This window comes from Bacillus sp. S3 (assembly GCF_005154805.1).
Taxonomy (GTDB): domain Bacteria; phylum Bacillota; class Bacilli; order Bacillales; family Cytobacillaceae; genus Neobacillus.
The window spans coordinates 962,278-979,064 of the sequence record NZ_CP039727.1; the positions used below are offsets into that span (position 1 = coordinate 962,278).

18 protein-coding genes are annotated in these 16,787 nt (G+C 38.7%); 15 read left to right on the plus strand and 3 right to left on the minus strand.

The window, feature by feature from the left end; genetic code table 11:
- Positions 1–5: 5 nt before the first annotated feature.
- Positions 6–689 carry a hypothetical protein gene (locus FAY30_RS04440; RefSeq protein ID WP_149868748.1) on the minus strand — a complete coding sequence of 228 codons (684 nt, stop codon included), beginning with the start codon at positions 687–689 and terminating at the stop codon, positions 6–8.
- The gene (locus FAY30_RS04445) at positions 673–1,992 is read right to left on the minus strand and encodes an alkaline phosphatase family protein (RefSeq protein WP_149868749.1); all 1,320 of its coding nucleotides are present in this window, start codon (positions 1,990–1,992) and stop codon (positions 673–675) included. Before FAY30_RS04445 ends, FAY30_RS04440 begins: the two co-directional genes overlap by 17 nt.
- A gap of 209 nt (positions 1,993–2,201) precedes the next feature.
- Between FAY30_RS04445 and FAY30_RS04450 the strand changes: the two genes are divergently transcribed.
- Entirely contained in the window at positions 2,202–2,660 is a 459-nt protein-coding gene (locus tag FAY30_RS04450; protein WP_190284813.1) for a DUF421 domain-containing protein, read from the plus strand.
- Between the two features lie 440 nt (positions 2,661–3,100).
- Here the strand turns inward: FAY30_RS04450 and FAY30_RS04455 are convergent, their stop codons facing one another.
- Complete coding sequence (locus FAY30_RS04455; protein WP_223820890.1) at positions 3,101–4,771, minus strand: ribonuclease J; 1,671 nt, start codon at positions 4,769–4,771, stop codon at positions 3,101–3,103.
- Between the two features lie 316 nt (positions 4,772–5,087).
- Here FAY30_RS04455 and FAY30_RS04460 point away from each other — a divergent pair, with 316 nt between their 5' ends.
- The 14 genes from FAY30_RS04460 to FAY30_RS04525 all read left to right on the plus strand — a co-directional run bounded on the left by FAY30_RS04460 (position 5,088) and on the right by FAY30_RS04525 (position 16,754).
- Positions 5,088–6,200 carry an XdhC family protein gene (locus FAY30_RS04460; RefSeq protein WP_149868752.1) on the plus strand — a complete coding sequence of 371 codons (1,113 nt, stop codon included), beginning with the start codon at positions 5,088–5,090 and terminating at the stop codon, positions 6,198–6,200.
- A 20-nt stretch (positions 6,201–6,220) separates the two neighbouring features.
- Positions 6,221–6,802, plus strand: coding sequence for a nucleotidyltransferase family protein (locus tag FAY30_RS04465; protein WP_223820974.1), 582 nt, complete (start codon positions 6,221–6,223; stop codon positions 6,800–6,802).
- A 237-nt stretch (positions 6,803–7,039) separates the two neighbouring features.
- On the plus strand, positions 7,040–7,291 hold the full coding sequence (locus tag FAY30_RS04470) for a hypothetical protein (RefSeq protein ID WP_149868754.1): 252 nt from the start codon (positions 7,040–7,042) through the stop codon (positions 7,289–7,291).
- A gap of 73 nt (positions 7,292–7,364) precedes the next feature.
- Complete coding sequence (locus FAY30_RS04475; RefSeq protein ID WP_149868755.1) at positions 7,365–8,525, plus strand: aromatic ring-hydroxylating oxygenase subunit alpha; 1,161 nt, start codon at positions 7,365–7,367, stop codon at positions 8,523–8,525.
- 49 nt (positions 8,526–8,574) lie between these two features.
- Complete coding sequence (locus FAY30_RS04480) at positions 8,575–9,057, plus strand: aromatic-ring-hydroxylating dioxygenase subunit beta (protein WP_190284814.1); 483 nt, start codon at positions 8,575–8,577, stop codon at positions 9,055–9,057.
- Between the two features lie 31 nt (positions 9,058–9,088).
- The gene (locus FAY30_RS04485; protein WP_149868757.1) at positions 9,089–10,306 is read left to right on the plus strand and encodes a benzoate/H(+) symporter BenE family transporter; all 1,218 of its coding nucleotides are present in this window, start codon (positions 9,089–9,091) and stop codon (positions 10,304–10,306) included.
- A 91-nt stretch (positions 10,307–10,397) separates the two neighbouring features.
- Positions 10,398–11,354, plus strand: a complete 957-nt coding sequence (locus tag FAY30_RS04490) for a CobW family GTP-binding protein (RefSeq protein WP_149868758.1) — start codon at positions 10,398–10,400, stop codon at positions 11,352–11,354.
- A gap of 32 nt (positions 11,355–11,386) precedes the next feature.
- Complete coding sequence (locus FAY30_RS04495; protein ID WP_149868759.1) at positions 11,387–11,986, plus strand: short chain dehydrogenase; 600 nt, start codon at positions 11,387–11,389, stop codon at positions 11,984–11,986.
- 53 nt (positions 11,987–12,039) lie between these two features.
- A complete protein-coding gene (locus FAY30_RS04500) occupies positions 12,040–12,744 on the plus strand; it encodes an isochorismatase family protein (protein WP_223820891.1) in 705 nt (234 codons plus the stop codon).
- 30 nt (positions 12,745–12,774) lie between these two features.
- Positions 12,775–13,578 carry a DUF3891 family protein gene (locus FAY30_RS04505; protein ID WP_149868761.1) on the plus strand — a complete coding sequence of 268 codons (804 nt, stop codon included), beginning with the start codon at positions 12,775–12,777 and terminating at the stop codon, positions 13,576–13,578.
- Positions 13,579–13,594: 16 nt separating this feature from the next.
- Positions 13,595–14,734, plus strand: coding sequence for a zinc-dependent alcohol dehydrogenase (locus FAY30_RS04510; RefSeq protein WP_149868762.1), 1,140 nt, complete (start codon positions 13,595–13,597; stop codon positions 14,732–14,734).
- Complete coding sequence (locus FAY30_RS04515) at positions 14,707–15,474, plus strand: maleate cis-trans isomerase family protein (protein WP_149868763.1); 768 nt, start codon at positions 14,707–14,709, stop codon at positions 15,472–15,474. Before FAY30_RS04510 ends, FAY30_RS04515 begins: the two co-directional genes overlap by 28 nt.
- A gap of 332 nt (positions 15,475–15,806) precedes the next feature.
- Entirely contained in the window at positions 15,807–16,178 is a 372-nt protein-coding gene (locus tag FAY30_RS04520) for a DsrE family protein (protein WP_149868764.1), read from the plus strand.
- Between the two features lie 123 nt (positions 16,179–16,301).
- Positions 16,302–16,754, plus strand: coding sequence for an SRPBCC family protein (locus FAY30_RS04525; protein ID WP_190284815.1), 453 nt, complete (start codon positions 16,302–16,304; stop codon positions 16,752–16,754).
- Positions 16,755–16,787: the final 33 nt, after the last annotated feature.

The window sequence follows — 16,787 nt, forward strand, 5'->3', positions numbered from 1 at the left end:
TCCCCCTAGCTATCAGCAGGGGGATTCCTCTTTATAAAAATACCCTTAATCTTTTTCCCCTCTATAAATGAAGGTGGATTTAACTCCAGTAAATCGTAGATAGTAGGAGCAATATCTAAATTAGACGTGGAGTTAATTTGTTTCCCTTTGCGAAAGTCTGGCCCGGCAGCAATAAAAACAGGTCTAAGCATGCTTCTGTCTGGATTTCCTCCATGTGTTCCCAATTCAATTGGCGGTGTGACATTTTTGGAAGTGCCGCTTCCCATTACATAGCCGGGGGCCCCGATCAACACAATATCTCCTGAATTGGGATGCCCCAAGAACGTTTGATTATCATTCGAACTTTTCATTACTTTTTCATATGGATGAACTTTCCCTTCGAAAAGGTGTTTCCAAGTATCTTTGACATGCACTTGAACATTATGTAACGAATCATTATCGCCCTTAAAAGCTGACACCATTTCTTTCATTTGATGTTGAATGGCCGTCCCCTTGTTATTGCTGACCTCTACTTCTTTAAAAGCTTGAATAATTTGGTTTCGGACGTTTTCATACTCGTCTTGAGGGACAACCCCGCCTTTTTCCCGCTTCTTCAAGTTAATGTATACATGCGCTGTGGAACCGCTCGGAATGGCATATGCCTTTGATTCGGTAAAATTGATTTTATTATTCTCATCTACTTTTAACAATCCGGCATCTTTTAATAATTTGTTTGGTGATAGAGTAGAATGAGCCGGTTATCCCATGATCGGAGACAACAAACAAATAATCATCCTCATTTAGGGAATCCCACGTTTTCCCTACCACCTTGTCTGCTAATCGGTATGACCATTCGATATAATCCATATATTTTTTTGACTTCTCAGGTGTGAATCCTGGCTGACGGGGATCGATTAATAAATACTTATGCTGCTCATGATCAATTTGCGGAGCATAAAACATTAGTAAATCAGGCTTATATTTCTGTTTTATATAGAGAGAAACATTGGTTACCCACATGACAAATCGTGTGCTGATCTCCTCATATTCCTTTCTCGTAATCCATCCTTTTTCGAGGGCAGTATCATCATCCTGAGCCGGAAAAAAACCAAACTGTTTCTTTATTTCATCAGAAAATCCTTTTGGACCACTTATTAAGCCGGAAGTCACAGCTGTCCGGTACATTTGAATCGGACGGTTAAGGTCGTGGTTATCTGCTTTCATTTTGAACCAAAAACCAGCAGCTTGCTGAGCTTTTATATCTAAAGAAAGAGATCCCCATTGTTTTCCTTCTATCATAGAGTCCTCTTGATCTGCCTTTTTATCTTCAGATAATAGAAAAGTGTCATAGTTTTGCTTTTGATCATCGGTTGAATCGATCGCTAAAATGTGGATAAGATGGTTCTTTTTATTTTCCATCTTGATAGAGAATTCTGCTTCTTTTAAAGGACTAAAGCTATTGGGAGGCTGAATCCAATTGACAGCATCTTTAAAGGTTAATGACTCCAAATTGCTTGGAGACCATGTTTTTCCATAATAAATAGAGTAATCGCCTTGTTTTTCATCCTTTGGATTAGCTCCGGGAAACGCAATGGTGGCTGTTGTTTTTCCTTGTTTTCTAGCCTCTGTCCACAATGGAGGTACCTGGATTTTCGCTTGGAAACCGTCGTCTTCATTTCCTACCGTTTTATTCAGTTCATGCCATTGATTACTTACAATCCCGGTCTGGTCAGGTGTCGCTCCAGTGGCGATTGCTGCGTGTGAAGGCGCTGTAAGAGAAGGAGTAATTGTAGAGGGTTTTTTTGCCCATACTCCGTTGTCTCGCAGCTCTTTGATATGAGGCAATTTATTTTCTTTCATATATTTATTGGTGTAGTCATTTTTCATTCCATCAAAAGAAATGAGTATGACCTTTCTGTCAGCTTCTTGATTATTGCCGGCTTCTGCTGGAGAAATCATGGAAAAAAAACTAAGGTTTAGAACAAATATGCCTGCAAATATAGATATTTTCATTTTCTAGTCCTCTCTGATCACAATTATTCTTTCATGAATGTCATCTCCTATTTAATACCCGTTTCATTTCAAATAAAGCCATATTTTTTCGTAACTATCTGTCCAGTGCAGATTCTTTTAATAGCCATTCAAGTTACAAATATTTTAGATGGGGTACTCAAAATGTGTGCAAGTATACTCCGTGAAAAAAAGAGACAGGGGGAATGGTCGTGTTACTGTTGTTAGAAAAATTGGCAATTGGTCTAGTTGCATTAATTATTATCATCCGGTTGATGGGGAAAAAGGAATTGGCGCAGATTACAACATTAGATTTTGCGTTTGCTGTGATATTAGCGGACCTGGTCGCTAATATTACCGTGGATGATACGTATAAATGGTGGCATATGATTATAGCGATGTGTTTTTGGGTCATAATGATTTTTATTCTTGATTGGTTTACAAGGAATAATAAGAAGTTTGAAAAATTGATCCAAGGAGAGCCGCAAGTGATAATTTTACATGGGAAAATAAATAGGCAGCTAATGAAAAAAGAAAGAATGACTAAATCAGTATTGGAAACCATGCTGCGGCAGGAGGGTATTTTTGATATTGATGAGGTCAGAGTAGCGTTCTTGGAAGTGGATGGAAAGTTATCTGTACTAAAAAGGGGAGAAGATATTGAGTCCTAAGATGAATACAAGAAGCATTCCTCTAATGATGAAATTTGAGGAATATTACACATTTGGAGGGAAGTTCGGAAGAATGAATTCAATAAAGGATATTGGATTCATTTATGATGAAAATCCGGAGCAAAATAAATCCAATAGGTGGTATAGGATGCATTTTTGGTAAAAGTCCTGAGTGAAACGCATCCAATAGGGGGTATTGGATACGTTTTTGGTGAAAATCCTGAGTGAAACGCATCCAATAGGGGGTATTGGATTCATTTTTGGTGTTGTGGGTAATAGGAAATCTTCAATTCTATAAGATCGTGCTATCAATTCCAAGTAATGTTGACTATTTACATTGCTATTGGTAAATTTCGATTGTGTTTTATATAAAACAAGCTTCCACGTGGTGTGGAAGCCTTGTTATGGTTAGTTTTTTTGTGAATGCATTGTGTTTGTTATCAAATTTCAATAATGATCGGCAAAATCATTGGCTTTCTCTTTGTTTTTGCGAATAAATATTGGCCAACTGATTTTTTAATATTTTGTTTAATGACATTCCACTGCCGAATATTCTCGGCTTGGAGATCATTAACCGTTTTTTTAACTAGGCGGTTAATCTCTCTTAGGAGATCTTCAGAATCTTTTACGTAAACAAATCCACGTGAAATTGTATCAGGTCCTTGAATAATTTTTCGGTCCGTTTTACTTAATGTTAAAACAATGACGAGCATGCCATCCTCAGAAAGCTGCTTACGGTCTCGTAACACGATTTCCCCGACATCGCCGACGCCCATTCCGTCAACATACGTATCTCCCGATGGAATCCTCCGCGTCTGACGGGCAATAGAGTTTTCGACATCTACGACATCACCATTTTTAATAGTAAACGTGTTTCCTGGTTCGACTCCAACCGATTCGGCGAGCAGACGATGATGGTGAAGCATTCTAAATTCACCATGAACAGGAATAAAATAGGTGGGTTTCATCAGAGTAAGCATGAGCTTTAGGTCTTCCTGATATCCATGTCCCGAAACATGCATGCCTGTTGTGCTTCCAGACCCATAAATCACTTTAGCTCCCAGCTGAAATAAGTTGTCGATAATACGTGAAACATCTTTTTCGTTCCCTGGTATTGGAGAAGCTGCTAAAATAACGGTGTCTCCGGGGTAAATGGAAATATCCCGATAATTTCCGCTGGCAAGGCGGGCAAGAGCAGCCATTGGCTCTCCTTGACTCCCCGTACATAGAATGGCAACTTTTTCAGGAGCAAGATGATCAACTTCGTTTGCCTCAATCAGCATCCCATCCGGAACGGTTAAATATCCGCGTTCCATCGCTACTGAAACTACATTCACCATACTTCTGCCAAGCAAGGCAAGCTTTCTATTCGTCTTCATGCAAGATTCGACCACTTGCTGCACGCGATTCACATTCGAAGCAAAGGTTGAAATGAAGATTTTTCCATCCGCTTTCATGAAAGCCTCGGTCAAATGGCTGCCAACCATTCGCTCGGATGGCGACAGGCCTGTCCGTTCCGCATTTGTGCTTTCCGAAATTAGCACTAAGACACCTTGCTCACCAATAGCGGCCATTTTGTGAATATCTGGATGCTGATTCGTCGGTGTTAAATCAAATTTGAAATCTCCAGTGTGAACAACATTCCCTTCAGGTGTGTGAAAGACAATCCCTAAACAATCAGGAATACTATGGTTAACCCTGAAAAATGATACATTCATCTCACCTAATTCAAGCTGAGATTCAGAATCGATTGGAATGAGTTTCGTGTCCCTTGTAAGCCGATGCTCATCTAATTTTAATTCAATTAAACCTAGTGTAAAGCGAGTGGCATAAATGGGGACATTTACTTTTCGTAAAAAATAAGGAATTCCGCCAATATGATCTTCGTGCCCGTGTGTCACGATTAACGCACGGATTTTTTCCTGATTCTCTTCCAAGTAAGTAACATCAGGAATAATTAAATCAATTCCTAATAAGCTTTCATCCGGAAATTTTCCGCCACAGTCGATGATGACAATATCATCTGCGTATTGAACCACATACATGTTTTTACCGATTTCATTTATGCCGCCTAGAGCGAAAATAGATAAAGGATTTTTTTTAGTTATCACTCTAATACCTCCCATTACCAAATAGATAATAGTAGTATTCCATTTTTTAAATTCTTTATTTTGATAAAACAGGCGTGGTGAGCTTTATAAAGGACTTTTCAAAGAGGATTATTGCATAAAAAGTCTGTCATCAGTCTGGAATGACAGAATTCGCTGGAATTCCAGATTGAACTCAGTTTGGCAATTAACTAAATATATTGACAAATCTGAAATCGGTAACAATAATATAGAGTAATAACTATAAACGCTTAATAAAGAAGTGGGAGTCAATTAATCATTATTCACTGATACTTCTCATTTAAAGGGGGTTGGTAACATGCAGGCGATTTTTAATGAAATAATTCGATGTAAAAGTCATGGGTTAGAGGGAGTCCTTGGCACAATTATTTCTACAAAGGGTTCCACTTATCAAAAGACCGGTGCAAAATGCTTTATAGCAGGAGATGGCCAGCTTACTGGGTTGGTAAGCGGTGGATGTGTTGAGGGGGATTTAAAAGAAATTGCTTTTGAAGTGATCGAAAGTGGACAGCCTCGAATCGTACATTATAACTTTCAAGATGAAGGAGATCTTCTATGGGGACTCGGGTTGGGATGTAATGGAAAAATGAATATTTTACTTGAACCCTATTCCCCCATTCGAGATTTATCTAAATCAGTACAAATGGAAAACTGGTTTAAAGAAGGGTTAAGTAAAACGATTCACAGTATCACGATCACGGGCGCAGAAAATCCAGATTTGGTTGGCAGTAAATGGATAGTTGATCCAGAAACCCGAGAATATGATCATATTCCCTACAAAGAAATAATTGACGATTATTTACGCACAATGGGCACAGGCACGACCTGTTCACTCGTGCAAATTGAGGGGAGTAATGGATTTCAAGTTTTTTATGATACGATTACTCCATCTCCGCGTATGGCCATATTTGGTGCCGGTCCAGATGCAGTTCCATTAGCACAAATGGCCAAAAAAATAAAATGGCACGTCACAGTACTTGACCATCGGCCAGCTTTTGTAAATCAGACGAATTTTCCTGAAGCAGATGAATTAATTTGCTATAAGCCGGGAACAACACCGCAAGTAAGATTTGACGAAAATACGTATGTTGTTATTATGTCGCATCATTTTTCACAAGATCAAATAATATTAAAAGAAGTATTAGATTCAGATGCAGCCTATATTGGTTTACTGGGACCGAGAAAAAGGACTTATCAATTATGTGAAGGAATGGATTTAAATAATCATCCTAATCTATATAAAATCCATAGCCCAATTGGATTGAATATCGGGTCAGTAACACCTGAGGAAATTGCATTGAGTATTATGGCAGAAATTTCGATGATTTATCGAGGTGGAACTGGTAACAAGCTATCAAAAGGAGCTCTTCAATTTCCTTACAAGGAGGATGAACAACTATCGAGAGTGTAAATGGACATGTATGGGCAATCATTTTAGCCGCTGGATTTTCGACACGAATGGGAAAGCCCAAATTGCTATTGCCGTATAAAGGAAAGTCACTATTTAGGCATGTGATAGACGAATGTCAAAAATCCGATGTGGAAGGAATCATTGTTGTAGTGAATCCGAACATAAAAAATCTTGTCAAAGAGGCACGGAGTATAGAAGGCGTTAGTAAAATCATATTGAATGATCAGTCAGACGATGGTATGTCAACCTCCGTCAAATTAGGACTGCATTCACTGCCCGAAACTGCACAGTCTGTAATTTTTTTGCTGGGTGATCAACCGTTAATGTCATCCACAGAAATTAATACAATTATTAAAACTCACAATCGTAACCAGAGTTTCCCAATAATCCAAGCAAAATATCAAGGTGTCAAAGGGCATCCTGTCTTATTCAAAAAGGAGATGTTTCCTCATTTATTAGAAATTAAGGGGGATGAAGGGGGCAAATCGGTCCTAAAAAAATTCGAACAACATGTTTATTATTCGGAAATGAATAGAGTACAGATTCCTGACGTTGACACCCCTTATGATTACCAGTTATTAATTGAAGGTGAAACTGATTAATGGGTAGTAATGAGGTATAGGCCTTCATTAAAAGTAAAAATACAACAAAATACTAAAAATTCAGAATTATGTTGACATTCTTATTTGCTATATATTACTATTATCATAGTGGTAATATATTAAATAAAGTGTTAGTTAGCAGGCACTAACTAACACTATTCAATCAGGAGTATAAAATATTATTTTAATCTTATTGTTAGTTTGCACTAACTAACAATTAACTTGAGGAGGTAGAGCATGAGTAAGGAATTAATCCTTAAAAATGAGTTTGCTCACGTAGCTGTGAAAGTAGATCTCTCTTCCAATGGCGTTAGACTCATGATCAAGGATATACGAACCCAAAGGGTTATATATCTTGACCCACTGGAACTGGAAAGCTTGGCGTGGTGTGAACATAAAGATCTTCACCCCATACTTGACCCGTCAATCAGCCGTTGGAAGGGGATTGGTCATTCCACCAATGAGCCACTTCTAACTTTTGGATTATAAGAAAGCTAATAAGGGTCTTTTCCCTATTTGATAAAAATTCTAACCAAAAATTGATAAAGCAGGTGAAGGAGTAATGTTAAATACAATAAATATTGCAGATTATGTTAAAGACGGAGCTGTTCACGGCAAGATTTACACCGACCGAGATATTTTTAAAATGGAAATCGATAAAATCTTTGGGGAAACATGGGTGTATGTTGGGCATGAAAGTGAAATTGCCAACCCTGGTGACTATAAAACAACCAAAATTGGTTCACAGCCTGTGATTGTTACACGAAGTGCCGATAGCAAGCAAATTAATGTCGTCTTTAATCGGTGCCGTCATCGGGGCGCATCGGTATGCCAAGATGAATGCGGGAATGCACATGTACTGCGATGTGCCTATCACGGTTGGACATATTCCAACAGCGGTAAACTTCTTGGTGCTCCATTTCAGGATGGATATGGAGAGGAATTTAACCGGGAGGAAATGGGGCTGCTTCAAGTTCCTAAAGTGGATAGTTACCGTGGTTTTATTTTTGCCAGTCTGAACGAGAAAGTCAAACCGTTGACAGATCATTTAGGGAATGCCAAGCCATACATTGACTTTGTTGCCGATTCCGGCCCTGAAGGGATTGAATTATCGGCCGGGAAACACAAGTATTTCCTTAATGCCAATTGGAAATTTCAAGTAGAAAATACCATAGACCCTTATCACTTAAGTTTTGTACACAAGACATTTTTTGACATTGTATCGCAGCGTACTGGTGAGAAGATGAAGTTCGCCAAGATGCATAAGGAAGAGAAGGTATCAGATCTTGGAAACGGTCATTCATTATACGAATTGGCGGGAGATTTAAATATTGGGGCTTTGCCGTTTAATTTAATTATCTTCCCAAATCTTGCATTACTAGGGTCACAAGTCCGGGTCATTCAACCAGTTTCAGTCGAACGAACAGAAGTAGCACTTTATCCGATTATGTTAAAGGGTGCATCAAAGGAAGTAAATACGCAGCGATTAAGAACCCACGAAGGTTTTTACGGACCAGCGGGATTTGGAAGCCCAGATGATGTGGAAGTTGCCTTTGAGCGGGTGAAAGAGGGACTAAAGGCAGAAGGAAATGAATGGTTAGTAATCAGTCGCGGTATGAATAGGGAACAAGTCGATGAAAATGGAATTATTACCGCTAATTCAAGTGACGAAGTATCAACACGGGCAATTTATAAGGAATGGAAACGCCTTATGGAGGCATAAACATTCCAGGATCTACGAAAAAAAGGTTAAGAAGGGAAGGAGATTAGCTTTGATCAAAACAAGAATTGATTTACAACAAATAGAGGCTTTTTTATACAAAGAAGCAAGATATATTAATGATGAAAGGTTTGAAGAGTGGCTGACATTATTTACACATGACTGCCGGTACTGGATCCCTTGCAATGAAAACGATATTGACCCTGAAACCCACGTGTCTATCATCTATGATGATCGGAAACGGCTGGAAGAAAGAATTTGGAGGCTTCAGACAGGATTAGCATACGGTCAGCAGCCGAAATCGAAAACACGACACCTCATTACAAATGTTGAAATACTTGAAGAAGTAGGGGAAAAAGTCATTGTATCATCTAATTTCCTGCTTGTGGAATTAAGAAGAGGGGAACAAACGATATTTGCCGGTAGAAATGAGCATCACTTGCTCATGGAAGGAAATGATTTGAAAATTAGTTTTAAGAAGGTTGAATTAATAAATAATAACGAACCTCTTGGGAATTTAAGCTTTATTTTATAAGTCAATCTTATGATTGAGGGGTTTGTACTTTATGGAAACAGAAGCCTGCCATGTAAAGAAAACAGAGATTCATAGACATAAACAAAAGCCATTACATGATCTGACAACAAACAATGTATCGTCCGGAATAATATCCGCTATGCTAGCAATGACGGGACCTCCCGCCATTATATTAGCTGCAGCAGAGGCGGGTCATTTTACACATGAACAAACCATTTCATGGATGTTCGCGGTCTATTTTTTTGGGGGGCTTTTCAGTGTTATCTTTCCATTCATTTATAAAATTCCGATTACAGGGGCACATTCATTATCGGGTGTCGCATTCCTTGTAACAATTACCCCTTATTATACTTTTTCAGAACTAATTGGTGCATTTATGATTACCGGGTTGATCATTTTTATTATTGGAATTTCCGGGCTCTTCACAAAAATAATGCAATGGTTTCCTAATGAAATTATCGCAGCCATGTTAGCTGGAATGATTACAACATATGTGGTCCGTTTAATATCATCAGTTAATGACATGGCCATTGTTGGTATTCCGGCGGTGCTATGTTACCTTATCTTCATTAAATGGGTTAAACGTATACCTGCTGTACTTGGTGCGGTTTGTATTGCACTTTTAATTATATTATTTACACAAAATATCGAAATATCACCAATGGAGACTTCATATATCTTTCCCGGCGTTTTTAAGCCGGAAATTTCTATTATAGGAATTTTCACCATATCATTGCCGCTTGCACTCCTTATTTTAAGCAATGATGCAGCCCCTGGAATCGGTGCGTTAAAAAGCACAAATTTTAATCCGCCGACAAAAAAGATAATAGCAGCAAGCGGTATCTTTACAATGATAACAGCCATTTTTGGCGGTCAAAGTGCAAACATTGCGGGAATGATGTCAGCGATATGTGCAGGTGATGAGACGGGGCCTAGAGAAAAAAGGTATATGGCATCAGTTGTTTCTGGTGTATTGATTTTACTATTCGGAATTTTCGCGTGGAAGATTGTTCCTTTTATAAAAGCGCTGCCACTCTCATTTGTATCTATGTTGGCGGGATTTGCTCTTATAGGGGTGCTCGGGTCAAGTTTACAATTAGGTTTTTCAAAGCAAAGAATCCGTTTAGGTTCCACATTTGCTTTCGTCATAGCGTTATCAAACATCTCCTTTTTTCAAATTAGTGCGCCTGTTTTAGCTTTAATAATAGGCTCCTTTATTTCAAAAGTAATTGAAAAACAGGATGAATAAATATTTTTATTACCCATATTAGTTAGTAATAACTAATAAACCGTTATAGAACATGAAAATATGGATAGATTCCAAACGCGTGAGGTAAAAGATGAATAGAATTCCTGTTGTGATGGTAAGCGGTTTTTTAGGGAGCGGTAAAACGACGTTACTTGTAAATTTGTTAACTGAAACGAAAAAACGCAATTTAAATTATGCCGTATTAATTAATGAGCGGGGCAAGGTGGATGTAGACGGTTTGCTCGTTTCGAAGAGCTTTGATCGTGAAAAAATTGAATCCTTACTGGATGGGTGTATATGTTGCAGCAAAAAAAGCGAGATTTCATATAGTATCGATGCACTTTTACAAAAAAAGCCCGATATCATTTTTATCGAGCTAACAGGGGTAGCAAATCCCGAGGAAGTAGCAAGTGCACTAAATGAAAGAGAAATTATTGCCAAAGTAGAGTTGAAAAGTATTATTACCGTCCTTGATGCAGAGTTTCTCCTTGATGATCATTCCCGAACTTTTAAAGAAACATTGTTTCATCAACTAGAATGTGCCGACCATATTGTCATCAATAAATTAGATTTGGTTAAACCATCTATAGTCGATGAAATAAGAAAGGTGGTTAAGCAAAGAAACTCCGTTGCGAAAATAGAATATGCTCGATTTGGTGGGATCGACTTTGAAAAGCTATTGAAACAGATATTTTCGGACAATCAAGTAAAGCAACATAGACCAAATAAAGGGTATGGCTTAGAGAGAAATTATTCTAGTATGACTACCTTGGTTTTACCTGCTGATCGTTCACTTAACAAAGCAGATGTTGAGGGGTTTTTCGTTAGGCATGCTGACAAAATTGTTCGTGCAAAGGGGTTTGTCTGGATTTTGGAGGGCTCGGGAAATACTTCCTATTTGATTCAATATTCAGGTGTGAAAAGGATAGAATGGAAACCGGAAAGCTCTGATCAATATTTTATGATTTTAATAGGAATTGACCTTGATTCCAGTTCCGTAAAGAGCGAGTGGCTGAAAATAATCGGATCGCAAACAGAAGTGGTATAGAATTCTTTCATTTAGCATTGGAGGGATACAGAATGAAGATTTTAATAGTCGGTGCGAATGGTACTCTTGGATCGGCAGTTGTCAATGAGATGAAGGACGAAGCAGAAATAGTATGTGCGAGTCGGAGTCATTCTGATATTGGAGTAGATATCACCTCAACCGCAAGCATTAGCGAAATGTTTAAGGAAGTTGGCGAAATTGATGCACTTGTATGTGCAGCAGGTGCTGCACATTATGGTCCGATTGAAGAATTAACGCCCGAACTAAATAGCATTGCTGTGAATAGTAAGCTGCTTGGTCAAATAAACTTAGTTCTTCTTGGCTTACCATACATTCGTGATCACGGTAGTATCACGTTAACGACTGGTATCTTAATGGATGATCCCGTGGTGCAGGGTTCCTCCTCTGCGATGGCGAATGGTGGTGTTCGTGCGTTCGTTAAATCAGCGGCAATTGAATTACCAAGGGGTATCCGCATTAATAGCGTGAGTCCTAACATGCTAGAGGAGTCAAAGGAAAAGTATGGTCTATTCTTTGAAGGATTTGAAGCTGTCAAAGCTGAAAGGGCTGCTCTTGCATATAGAAAAAGTATCTTAGGAGGACAAACCGGACAAAGTTATACCGTTTACTGAGAAATATCAAACAATATTAATTCCAAGAGCGGTCTTTAAAGAGGGGGATGGAAGTGAGGAAAAGAATTTGGGAGCAATATTTAGATGAAAGAGATCAAAAGGTGTACTCGGGTGCCGGGTTAGGGAAAGTAAATGGACTTGGCGAGAACCCTGCTCTAGTTATTATTGATGTTACCTATGGCTTCACTGGAGAAGAATCGGAGGATATTGAACAGTCGATAAAAAAATACCCTACTAGTTGTGGTGCGGATGCTTGGAAGGCAATACCCCATATTAAGGAACTGCTGAACGTTTGCAGGGAGGTTAATATTCCAATATTTTATACGATTATTGAGGGACATAAACATAATTCGAATGAAAAAACAGCCATTAAAGGGAATGTATTTGGTCACCCGACATTAGTTGAAGGCGGGAAGGGAACCGAAATTGTCCAGCAGCTAAAACCGATTCCCGGAGAAATTGTCATTTCAAAAAAGAAGCCAAGTGCGTTTTTCGGAACACCGTTAATCTCGTATTTAGTTGATCAAAATGTTGATACATTAATCGTTACCGGCACAACAACAAGTGGTTGTGTACGCGCTTCTGTTGTCGATGCGTTTTCTTACAATTTTAATGTGGTTGTTCCGGAAGAGTGTGTATTTGATCGAGGGATCACTACCCATGCAATGAACCTGTTTGATATGCAGCAGAAATATGCGGATGTACTTTCTACCGATGAAGTAATTATATCCTTGAAGAAAAAAATCCAACATGCATAGTTTACTAAATTTGTTCTTAGGAGGGGAAATATGTTTGTCACTAAACATGATAACGAAATTTGGTTAGTAGATCAGTACCACCATTCCATACAAGCCGGAGAAGTAGCCCGCCATTGGGGAAATGAGGAATTCGAAGCGCCTTCCCAATCATTAATTACTGCTGTTGAGAAACATGATATTGGTTGGGTAGAGCCCGATAAAGAAGTTTTATTTAATGAAGAAACGGGGAGGCCAATTAATTTCATCAATATTAATGTGAAACAGCATGTACAGTTTTATTCAAACGGGTACAAAAAAATGCTGGAAGAGGACCCGTATGCCGGTATGTTAATCGGAATGCATTGGATTGGCTTATATACGAGTCGATTTGGCTATGACCCTACGTTTACCTATAAAATTCCTGAAGATTTAAAGGACTTTATGCAAAATGTAGTCATTGAAACGCAAAAGGAATGGGTCGACGTCAAAATGAAATATTGGAAATATAATGAAAAGCGCAGCGAGTTTGAAAATAAAGTATGGATGGATTATGAGTTTTTGCAATTAATGGATCGTATGTCACAACTCGTCTCACTTAATAGGCATCAAGACCAGGCAGAAGCCGTTCTCGGCCCAGTTCGTAAAAATCAGAATGGGGAAGGAATTCATGTTGCCGTTCAACTGCCTGGTGATGGTTCAGTCATCATTGAGCCGTTTCCATTCAAAGAAGAATTTGAAACATCCGTTAAAGTTCGAAAGATTCCAGACAGAAAATATGAGAGCCATGAAGAACTAAGTCAAGAAATAGCAAATGCCCCATACGAAGTAATGAAATGGAAAATTAGAAAAAAGTAATCTTGGAGGTTAATAAATGACTAGACCAACGCATGCAAAGGCTGCTGTTTTGACGGGTAAAGAACAAATCGAAATGATGGAATTTCCCATTCCAACAATAGGGAACAATGACGGACTTTTACGTGTAGAATCCTGCGGCGTTTGTGGACTTGACAGTGAAGGATATTTACACGGTGGAAATGCGGTGTTTAAACTCCCTTGTATCATTGGCCATGAAATTGTCGGGTATATCGATGAAATTGGAGCAGAAGCAGAAAAGCGCTGGAATGTACAAAAAGGAGATCGTGTTATTGTGGAGGAGTATATCCCATGCGGGCACTGTGATCCTTGTTTAACAGGTAATTATCATCTTTGCTTTGATCTAAGATACGGTGCGATGAGCATTTATAATGAGAAAACAGCACTTTGGGGCGGCTTCGCAGAATATATGTATTTGCATCCACATTCGATCATTCATAAGGTAAACAAAGAAGTACCTGCAGATCTTTTGACTCTATTTATCCCTATTTCGAACGGTGTTCATTGGGTCCAACAAGTTGGAAATACGACGGTTGGAGATACAGTGGTCATCCAAGGACCTGGTCCAATGGGACTTGGAGCGGTGATTGGGGCAAAAGAAGCAGGTGCTGGAACCATTATCGTGACAGGTCTTTCAAAAGACGCCCACCGCTTGGAAATTGCAAAAGAATTTGGTGCAACCCATGTCCTTTTTGCTGACAAACATGATCTTGTAAAAGAAGTATCGAAAATTACAAATGGTAAAATGGCTAACACGGTGATCAATGCAGCAACTACCCCAATTCAATTCAAGGTAAGTTTGGATCTAGCAGGATATCATGGGACAATTGTCCATTCTGGTACTGATCATTTTCTCACCGACGAAGTCATGTCCAGTAAAATTACGTGGAAACTATTAACCATCAAAGGTGTCCTAGGCCGTCCGAAAAAAGCGGTAGGGGTGGCTTTAAAGATTATTGAATCAGGCCGCTATCCACTAGAAAAGATGATCACACATGAATTTAGTGTGTCGGAAACACATAAAGCAGTCAATACACATGCTAAGGGACTAGATGGATGTATACATGTTGCTGTATTAAATAAAGAAATAACTAAGGAAGGGGCAAAAACATGGGAAAAAACTATCGGGTCGGTTTAATCGTGCCTAGTTCAAACACAACAATGGAAACGGAAATTCCAGCCATGCTAAACAGCCGAAAGGAGCTGTTTCCGGAGGCATCATTTACCTTTCATTCTAGCCGAATGAGGATGATGCATGTCACGAAAGAAGAATTAAAAAAGATGGATCATGATAGTGATCGCTGTGCCTTGGAACTTTCTGATGCAAAATGCGATGTGTTAGCCTATGCCTGTTTAATTGCCATCATGTCACAGGGACCAGGCTATCATGTATCCTCTGAGGATCGTTTATGTCAAGTCGTAAAAGGAAATAAAGATAATGCCCCTGTCGTTAGCAGTGCAGGTGCATTAATTGAAGGCATTAAAGAAATTGGTGCGAAGAAAGTGTCAATCATTACGCCCTATATGAAGCCTCTAACGAATATGGTGATTGAGTACTTAAATACGAGTGGTATTGAGGTCATTGACTCTATTAGTCTTGAAGTTTCTGACAATCTAGAAGTGGGAAGATTAGATCCAATGAATCTTGTGAAACATGCAAGAAATTTAAACACGACCGGTGCAGATGCAATTGTCTTGTCAGCGTGTGTACAAATGCCGTCTTTGCCAGCCATTCAAATTGTTGAGGACGAACTTGGGCTGCCAGTTTTATCAGCAGCCACATCAACTGTTTACCAAATCTTGAAAAACCTTGGGCTAGCACCAGTTGTCCCAAATGCCGGGCGGTTATTAGCGAAAGAAAAATCTGCAATAGTATAATCATGGAAGTACGTGTCCCATAAGTAGTACTTGACCCTCCACCTTTCTATTAAAGATTTTATTAATCTATAAATAGTGGTGGAGCTCTTTGGGTACAACGGGAAATCAGCAGTTATATCTTTCATTTACAGCTTTAATCGTTCATAGGAAAAATTTTATAAAGAAGCACAGAAAAATCTCTTGAAAATTCTGAATGTTTAATTTATGATGTATTTAACAAGTTGTTGATAGTGTAAACTAACAGTTGTTAGTTAGTGCTAACCAATAATATTTATTTTTTGAGATTAACAGAAAAGGTTTTGACTTCAAAATTTTTAAAAAGGAGAAGAAAAATGGCAAAAATACTTGTTCACTTAACACATGGTCCTTCTGCACCAACTCAAGCAGATCGTGCGTTTCTAATTGCAAGGACAGCAATTGAAGAAGGGCATCAAGTTTCAATGTTCTTAGCAGGGGCTGCTGTGGAATTAATTCGTGATGAAAACTTAAACCAAACGCTTGGGATAGGAGAAACAGCCGCTACTTTAAGAGATTCAGTGAATGCCATTATTGAGGGTGGTGGAAAAATAGTATTATCGAAGGTTTCATGCGGCGCCAGAGGTATTGAAGAAGCGGATTTAGCAGGGAAACAAATTGAATTAGGAATGCCAAATGCCCTTGTAAAAATGACGGTTGAAAACGACCGTGTTATTACGTATGGATAATAAGGTTTTTATTTACTTTTGATGTTTGTGGGTACTCACTATAATTTAGCGAACATAGTTCAGCTAAAATAATTCTGGATCTCTTAGCTAGTTATAAAAACGAAGGAAAGGAGGGAATAAATAGTGGAATTAAAAGGAAAAACGGAATTTAAACAGCCGGTTGAAGCGATTTGGAATGCTTTGCATGATCCAGAAATTCTAAAAGAGGTAATCCCCGGTTGTCAGCAATTGGAACTCATAGATGAAAACAAATATGAAGTAAGCATGAAACTAGGTGTGGCAGCTGTTAAGGGTGAATACGAAGGGCAAGTAAAGCTAGAGGATGTAGAAAAATATCATTACTATATTTTTAATGCTGAGGGAAGTGGATCACCAGGACATGTAACAGCAAAAATGGACTGTAAGCTCAGCCCGGCCGAAAATGGCTGTGTTTTAGAATGGGACTGCAATGCTGAAGTAGGAGGAGTCATTGCTAGTGTGGGAAGTAGGGTGTTAAGCGGGATTGCAAAATTTATGGCAGGGAAATTTTTCAAGGACGTGGAGAAAGTATCAATAAAAAAGACTATGACCCAGTAGATTACCTCCATATTTTTAAAAGGTATTAATACT

Coding starts and splice junctions, on each gene's coding strand:
- FAY30_RS04445 (WP_149868749.1), bottom strand. CDS start 1,992: ATGAAAATATCTATATTTGCAGGCATATTTGTTCTAAACCTTAGTTTT.
- FAY30_RS04460 (WP_149868752.1), top strand. CDS start 5,088: ATGCAGGCGATTTTTAATGAAATAATTCGATGTAAAAGTCATGGGTTA.
- FAY30_RS04470 (WP_149868754.1), top strand. CDS start 7,040: ATGAGTAAGGAATTAATCCTTAAAAATGAGTTTGCTCACGTAGCTGTG.
- FAY30_RS04475 (WP_149868755.1), top strand. CDS start 7,365: ATGTTAAATACAATAAATATTGCAGATTATGTTAAAGACGGAGCTGTT.
- FAY30_RS04485 (WP_149868757.1), top strand. CDS start 9,089: ATGGAAACAGAAGCCTGCCATGTAAAGAAAACAGAGATTCATAGACAT.
- FAY30_RS04490 (WP_149868758.1), top strand. CDS start 10,398: ATGAATAGAATTCCTGTTGTGATGGTAAGCGGTTTTTTAGGGAGCGGT.
- FAY30_RS04495 (WP_149868759.1), top strand. CDS start 11,387: ATGAAGATTTTAATAGTCGGTGCGAATGGTACTCTTGGATCGGCAGTT.
- FAY30_RS04505 (WP_149868761.1), top strand. CDS start 12,775: ATGTTTGTCACTAAACATGATAACGAAATTTGGTTAGTAGATCAGTAC.
- FAY30_RS04510 (WP_149868762.1), top strand. CDS start 13,595: ATGACTAGACCAACGCATGCAAAGGCTGCTGTTTTGACGGGTAAAGAA.
- FAY30_RS04515 (WP_149868763.1), top strand. CDS start 14,707: ATGGGAAAAAACTATCGGGTCGGTTTAATCGTGCCTAGTTCAAACACA.
- FAY30_RS04520 (WP_149868764.1), top strand. CDS start 15,807: ATGGCAAAAATACTTGTTCACTTAACACATGGTCCTTCTGCACCAACT.